This window comes from Microcystis sp. LEGE 08355, from assembly GCF_015207185.1.
GTDB classification, from domain to species: Bacteria; Cyanobacteriota; Cyanobacteriia; order Cyanobacteriales; family Microcystaceae; genus Microcystis; species Microcystis panniformis.
Window position 1 is genome coordinate 1 of record NZ_JADEXI010000201.1, and the last position, 7,433, is coordinate 7,433.

3 protein-coding genes and 2 tRNA genes are annotated in these 7,433 nt (G+C 50.3%); 2 read left to right on the plus strand and 3 right to left on the minus strand.

The features are described from left to right. Both IQ242_RS11795 and IQ242_RS11800 read left to right on the plus strand, forming a co-directional pair. On the plus strand, positions 1-1,794 hold a 1,794-nt coding region (locus IQ242_RS11795), incomplete at its 5' end, for a DNA-directed RNA polymerase subunit beta (RefSeq protein WP_193960104.1). 252 nt (positions 1,795-2,046) lie between these two features. Next, positions 2,047-6,075 carry a DNA-directed RNA polymerase subunit beta' gene (locus tag IQ242_RS11800; protein WP_193960105.1) on the plus strand — a complete coding sequence of 1,343 codons (4,029 nt, stop codon included), beginning with the start codon at positions 2,047-2,049 and terminating at the stop codon, positions 6,073-6,075. A gap of 189 nt (positions 6,076-6,264) precedes the next feature. Here the strand turns inward: IQ242_RS11800 and IQ242_RS11805 are convergent. From IQ242_RS11805 to IQ242_RS11815, 3 genes are all read right to left on the minus strand, one after another. Then, positions 6,265-6,338 (minus strand) — tRNA-Pro (locus IQ242_RS11805). A 40-nt stretch (positions 6,339-6,378) separates the two neighbouring features. Continuing rightward, positions 6,379-6,894 carry a GNAT family N-acetyltransferase gene (locus IQ242_RS11810; RefSeq protein ID WP_002736326.1) on the minus strand — a complete coding sequence of 172 codons (516 nt, stop codon included), beginning with the start codon at positions 6,892-6,894 and terminating at the stop codon, positions 6,379-6,381. A gap of 106 nt (positions 6,895-7,000) precedes the next feature. Further along, positions 7,001-7,085, minus strand: a tRNA-Ser gene (locus IQ242_RS11815). Between the last annotated feature and the right edge of the window lie 348 nt (positions 7,086-7,433).

The window sequence follows — 7,433 nt, forward strand, 5'->3', positions numbered from 1 at the left end:
GACTACGTTTGTGTTTCCCCCGTCCAAATTGTCTCGGTGGCCACTTCCCTGATTCCCTTCCTCGAACACGACGACGCTAACCGCGCCCTGATGGGTTCTAATATGCAACGACAAGCGGTTCCCCTGCTGCGTCCCGAACGTCCCCTTGTGGGTACCGGATTGGAAGCACAGGCCGCTCGCGACTCCGGCATGGTCATCGTTTCCCGTACCAATGGGGTCGTTTCCTACGTCGATGCTAACCGGATTCGCATCAAAGTGGCGGATGAAGACAAAGAGATTTTTGGCAAGAGCGAGATCGAGTACGAAATTCAGAAATATCAACGCTCTAACCAAGATACCTGCCTAAATCAGCGTCCTTTAGTCTATCAAGGGGAACAAGTTGTGCCGGGGCAGATCCTCGCCGATGGTTCCGCCACCGAAGGAGGAGAAATCGCCCTCGGCCAGAATATCCTCGTCGCCTATATGCCCTGGGAAGGCTATAACTACGAAGACGCGATTTTAATCAGCGAAAGACTGGTGGCACAAGACACCTACACCAGTATCCACATTGAAAAATACGAAATCGAAGCTCGTCAAACTAAACTCGGACCGGAGGAAATCACCAGGGAAATTCCCAACGTCGGTGAAGATGCCCTGCGAAACCTCGATGAACGCGGCATTATTCGCATCGGGGCCTGGGTAGAAGCCAGCGATATCCTCGTGGGGAAAGTCACCCCGAAAGGCGAATCAGACCAACCCCCCGAAGAAAAACTACTGCGGGCAATTTTCGGCGAAAAAGCCCGGGATGTACGGGATAACTCCCTCCGCGTCCCCAACGGCGAAAAAGGCCGGGTAGTGGATGTGCGGGTATTTACCCGCGAACAGGGGGATGAATTACCCCCTGGGGCTAATATGGTGGTGCGGGTCTACGTTGCCCAAAAACGCAAAATCCAAGTGGGCGATAAAATGGCGGGTCGTCACGGCAATAAAGGGATTATTTCTCGGATTCTGCCCCTAGAAGATATGCCCTACCTCCCCGATGGTCGTCCCGTCGATATCGTTCTCAATCCCCTAGGGGTTCCCAGTCGCATGAACGTCGGTCAGGTGTTTGAATGTTTACTGGGTTGGGCTGGCGAAAATCTGGGCGTGCGCTTTAAGATTACTCCCTTTGACGAAATGTATGGGGAAGAAGCCAGCCGTTTGACCGTCCACGGATTGCTAGAAAATGCCTCGAAAAAACCCAATCGTGATTGGGTGTTCAAGGAAGAACACGCGGGCAAAGTCACCGTTTACGATGGTCGCACCGGCGAACCCTTTGACCGTCCCGTTACCGTCGGTATGGCCTATATGTTAAAACTGGTTCACCTAGTTGATGATAAGATTCACGCCCGTTCTACCGGTCCCTACTCCTTGGTTACTCAGCAACCCCTGGGCGGTAAAGCTCAACAGGGGGGTCAACGCTTCGGAGAAATGGAAGTCTGGGCCCTGGAGGCCTACGGGGCAGCCTATACCTTGCAGGAATTGCTCACGGTGAAATCCGATGATATGCAAGGACGGAATGAGGCTTTAAATGCGATCGTAAAAGGCAAGCCGATTCCCCGCCCGGGTACGCCAGAATCCTTTAAGGTTTTGATGCGAGAATTGCAATCCCTCGGCCTCGATATCGCCGTTCACAAGGTGGAAAATGCCCCCGATGGTACTTCCCGCGATGTGGAGGTGGATCTGATGGTCGATGTCGGTCGTCGCGCCCCCTCTCGCCCCACCTACGAATCTTTAACCACGGAAGACTTTGAGGAAGAAGAATCGGAAGTGTAATTTCAGTTATCAGTGAGCAGTTATCAGTTATCAGTGAGAAGTCAGTCCCGATGAAAAAATTTTCACCCCCACAGATGAAAGAGGTTTCCTTCCCTACACCCCACACCCTACACCCTCTTTCAAGTTAGGTGATGAGGAATTGGGGAGCGCCGGAGCAGCGAGAATAAATAAAAGCTGACTCCTGACGACCGACTCCTGACTCCTTACCCCACGGTTAACTTTACTTTTGTCCAACCACTTACTGGGATCGAGATGTTTTATAACCAAACTGTTGACAAAGGAAAACTGAAAAAACTGATCGCTTGGGCCTATCAAAACTACGGTTCGGCGCGCTGTTCACAAATGGCCGATGAATTGAAAAACCTCGGGTTTCGTTTCGCTACCAAAGCAGGGGTTTCCATTAGTGTGGATGATTTAACCGTACCGCCAGCTAAACGACAAATGATCGAAAGTGCCGAACAGGAAATCCGGCAAACCGAACAGCGTTATGTGCGCGGGGAAATCACCGAAGTGGAACGCTTCCAAAAAGTAATCGATACTTGGAATAGTACATCTGAATCGCTTAAAGATGAAGTAATTCGCAACTTCCAAGTCACCGATCCCCTCAACTCCGTCTATATGATGGCTTTCTCCGGAGCGCGGGGTAATATGAGCCAAGTGCGTCAGTTAGTGGGAATGCGGGGATTAATGGCTAATCCCCAGGGGGAAATTATCGACCTCCCGATTAAGACTAACTTCCGGGAAGGATTGACCGTTACCGAATACGTTATTTCCTCCTACGGGGCGCGCAAAGGTTTAGTTGATACAGCCCTACGGACGGCAGATTCCGGTTATCTGACCCGTCGTCTAGTGGATGTGTCCCAAGATGTCATCGTCCGCGAGGCCGATTGTGGCACCAATCGTTACATCGAATTAACCGCCATGACCGATGGCGATCGCGTGTTAATTCCCTTAAGCGATCGCCTATTAGGTCGTTCCTTGGCCGAAGATGTGGTGGTCAAGGGAGAAGTGATCGCCACCCGCAACCAGATTATCGATGATGAAACCGCCGAAAAACTGGGCAAACTGGTCGATAAAATCAAAGTCCGCAGCCCCTTAACCTGTGAAGCGGCCCGCTCGGTTTGCCAAACCTGTTACGGTTGGAGTCTGGCCCACGGTCATCCGGTGGATATGGGGGAAGCAGTGGGGATTATTGCCGCCCAATCGATCGGGGAACCGGGGACTCAGTTAACCATGCGTACCTTCCACACTGGGGGCGTATTTACCGGAGAAGTGGCCCGGCAAGTGCGGAGTCCCTTCGAGGGAAGCGTGCGTTTTCTGCCGGGGTTAAGTATCCGTAACGTGCGAACTCGCCACGGGGATGAACGGGACCAGGTGGAGGCACCGGGGGAAATTAAATTAACACCCAAGGATAAAACTAAAGAAACTGTCACCTACTCTTTGACTCCGGGATCACTGCTATTTGTCACCGATGGGGCAACGGTAAGCGAGGAACAGTTACTAGCGGAAATAACCTCCGATAAAGTCCAAAAATCCACGGAAAAAGCCACAAAAGACGTAACCAGTGACTTAGCCGGCGAGGTGCTATTCTCGCAATTAGTCCCAGAGGAAAAAACCGATCGCCAAGGCAATACCACCCGCATCGCCCAACGGGGGGGATTACTATGGATTCTCTCCGGAGAAGTGTATAACTTGCCAACCGGGGCTGAACCCGTGGTCAGTAACGGCGATCAAGTACAAGTGGGGGATGTTCTAGCGGAAACTAAGTTAGTATCCACTAACGGCGGTTTGGTGCGTTTAGCCCCCAATAGCCGAGAAATCGATATCGTCACCGCTTCCGTGTCTTTGGATCAGGCCGAAGTAAAAGTGGAAAGTAGCGCTGGTCGGGAACAATTTATTATTCATACGGTCGATGGTCAGCGCTTCCTGCTGAAAACCACTCCGGGGACAAAGGTACAGAATCATGCTATTGTCGCCGAGTTAATCGATGATCGCTATCAAACCCACACCGGCGGCATGATTAAATACGTCGATATCGAAGTCGCCAAAGGCAGCCGTAAACAGGGTTATGAAATCACCAAAGGCGGCACGATCCTCTGGATTCCCGAAGAAACCCACGAAGTCAATAAAGATATCTCCCTCTTACAGGTGGAAGATGGGCAGTATGTGGAAGCAGGGGAAGAAGTGGTTAAAGACATCTTCTGTAACTCTAGCGGTGTGGTGGAAGTGATCCAGAAAAATGACATCCTCCGGGAGATTATTGTGAAACCGGGGCTGTTATTTATGGATCTCGAACCAGAATCCTCCGGAATTGCCCAAGAACAGTTAATTTACCCGGGGACACAGTTGACTCCCGAAGTGACGATCGAGGAGTTACGGCAAGCGGAATGGGTGGAAACTAACGAGGGTTTAGGATTACTGCTGCGACCAGTACAGGAGTTCACCGTAGAAGACCAATCCACTTCTCCCACCCAGGGTTCCGCTAACCAAGAAGGAGGACGACATATCGAACTGCGATCGGTGCAGCGCATTTTCTTTAAAGACGGGGAAAGAGTTAAATCCGTCGAGGGTTGTCAACTGATCAGCACCCAATTAGTCCTAGAAATTTCTAGCGAAGAACCGGAATCGGTCTCCCATCTGACGGCCGATATCGAGTTAGAACCGATCCCGCAGGGATCCGCGAAGCGGTGCGAGGACAGCGATTGTCAGCGTTTACAGTTAGTTATTCTCGAATCCCTGGTGCTGCGTCGAGATAGTGATAATGATCCTTTAGGGGGTAATATTCAGACTCGCGTTCTCGTCCAAGATGGCGATGAAATTCCACCGGGGGCAGTGGTGGCCCGCACCGAAATCCAGTGCAAGGAAGCTGGAGAAATTCGCGGGATTCGCAAGGGTAGCGAAGCGGTACGCCGTCTTTTAATTGTCAGTGACCGTGACGAGTTTATTCTCCCGTTCGCTGTTGCTCCCACCGTCAAAGCTGGGGATCTGGTAATCGCCGAAGCTGAGATCGCTGCTGGAGTTTTAGCCCCCAATTCCGGTCAAGTGCTGGCCGTTGACCAAACCACCACCGGCTATGAAATCCGTCTGCGTAAGGCCCGACCCTACCGAGTATCGGCGGGGGCCATTCTGCACATCGATGAGGGAGATCTTGTCCAACGGGGCGATAATTTGGTGCTGTTGGTGTTTGAGCGCTCGAAAACCGGGGATATCATTCAAGGTTTACCCAGAATCGAAGAACTGCTCGAAGCCCGCAAACCGAAAGAGGCTTGTGTCTTAGCACGCAAACCGGGAGTTTGTCAAGTGGAGTACCAAGATTCTGAGATTGTCGATATTAAGGTGGTCGAGGATGACGGCACGATCAGTGAGTATCCGCTTTTAGGCAGTCAAAACCCCCTGGTGAGCGATAATCAGCGTATCGATGCGGGTCAGGCGTTAACCGATGGTCAGGCTAATCCCCACGAGATTTTAGAGGTGTTCTTTAATTATTATGTGGATAGCCTGGGCAGTTACGAGGCAGCTCTGAAAGCCTTGGAAAAAACCCAGATGTTCCTCGTTGATCAGGTACAGTCGGTTTACCAATCCCAAGGTATCGATATTGCCGATAAACATATTGAAGTGATCGTGCGTCAGATGACCTCTAAGGTGCGGATCGATGACGGCGGCGATACCAGTATGTTACCCGGGGAATTGTTGGAACTGCGACAGGTGGAGACGGTAAACGAAGCCATGTCGATCACCGGTGGGGCGGCAGCTAAATATACGCCTGTACTACTGGGGATCACCAAAGCTTCCTTGAATACCGATAGCTTTATCAGTGCCGCCTCCTTCCAAGAAACCACCCGCGTCCTCACCGAAGCGGCGATCGAAGGCAAGTCCGACTGGTTACGGGGTCTCAAGGAAAACGTGATTATCGGTCGTTTGATTCCGGCGGGTACCGGCTTCAATTCCCACGAAAACATGGCGGGGATCAGCGATTACACCCCCCCGGAGGAGGAATATAACTACAACAATCGTAGCTATTACGCTCCCCCCGGCGGCCTCGGCTTGCCCCCTCGTGCCGGTTTCGGCGATAGTAGCGAGGATAGCGATATGATTCTTGACGATCAAACCGCTCGCGCCTACGCTGAGGGTGATGTGGTCGATTTAGAGGATGATGAAATGGCTTTCCTCTCCTCCCGCGGCAGCAGTCGCTTTAGTCGCCAACCCATCAGCGACAGCTGGTCAGAAGCCGATGAGGAAGGGGAGGAGGACGATTTCGAGGGGGATTACGAAGAAGAATAATCGTCTGTAGATATCTTAAAAGGAGGAGTGGCCGGAAAAACCCTTGTTATTCCCCAAAAACCTCCTCCTTCTCTCCCCAAACTCCCTACTTTTCCCGCTAACTCACCAGAGTTTGGCAATAAAAGAAGGCAGCCTTTTTTGTCAACCGGAAAGGAGACAAAGTAAGGATTTGAAGAATTTTCTCTCCAGTCGGGATGACAGGATTTGAACCTGCGGCATCCTGCTCCCAAAGCAGGCGCGCTACCAAGCTGCGCTACATCCCGAAGTAAACTCTTTTTTTAGTATAGCCTAAGAGCCGCATTCTTAATCGGGATACCAAAACATCCCTTTGATACCTTCGGGATCGAGAACAAAACCGAGACGACGATAGAAATCCACCACCTGCGGATCGGCGAAAAGAGTTATATTACTGATGTCCTCACCCCGCAACTTCCTGATCATAAATTTCATTAATGCTTTACCAAAACCCTTACTTTGATAGTGAGGATGAACAACCACATCCCAGACTGTAGCATTAAAAGCGTGATCGGAAGTGGCACGAGCAAAACCCACTAAACGACGGCGATTACCTCGCACTTCCCACATCGACACCACTAAAAAACTACATTCGATCGCCTTTTTAACTTTGCGTAAAGGACGACGGGCCCAACCTACCGAGTCACAAAGTTCTTCTAACTCATATAGGTCTAGCTCTCGATCGGTACTAAAAAACACTCGCGTCTGTCCGAGGTCATTCTGGGCAACCTCTACCAAGTCTCCCGAATAGTCAGGTGATGCAGTGACTTCCGAGCTATTAAACAATCTTTTCCAAAAAACCATGCCGGGGGGCTACTGCCTCAATATTATCCTTTTAGCCTAGTATATTTTATTTTCCCCTCTCTAAGAACAATCGGGCAACCGGAGTCCAAATTTGATTGGTTGAGTACGGAGAGGGTGGGATTTGAACCCACGAACCATTGCTGGTTACTCGATTTCAAGTCGAGCGCAATCGACCACTCTGCCACCTCTCCAAGGCAGTACAGGATTACATTCTATCATTAGAACTCTTGCATAAATCAAAAAATTTTCCGCAAATGCAGGGAAAAGGGTTGCATATTAGACCTCTTGCAGAAATCAAAAATCGTTGTTAGGGTTGAGAGTCAGTAGCCATTAGTCAGTAGTCAGGAGAATTAAGAATGAATAATAATCAATTAAATCGTCTAATTACATATTTTATGCCATTTAATCCTTATTTTTGCCGTTTTTGAACCATGAAAAATTAATTAGGGTTGGCTGAATAAATCTGTTGGTGGGGTTAGGAGTCAGTTATCAGTTATCAGTTATCAGTTATCAGTTCACTGAGAAAACTCCCCACACCC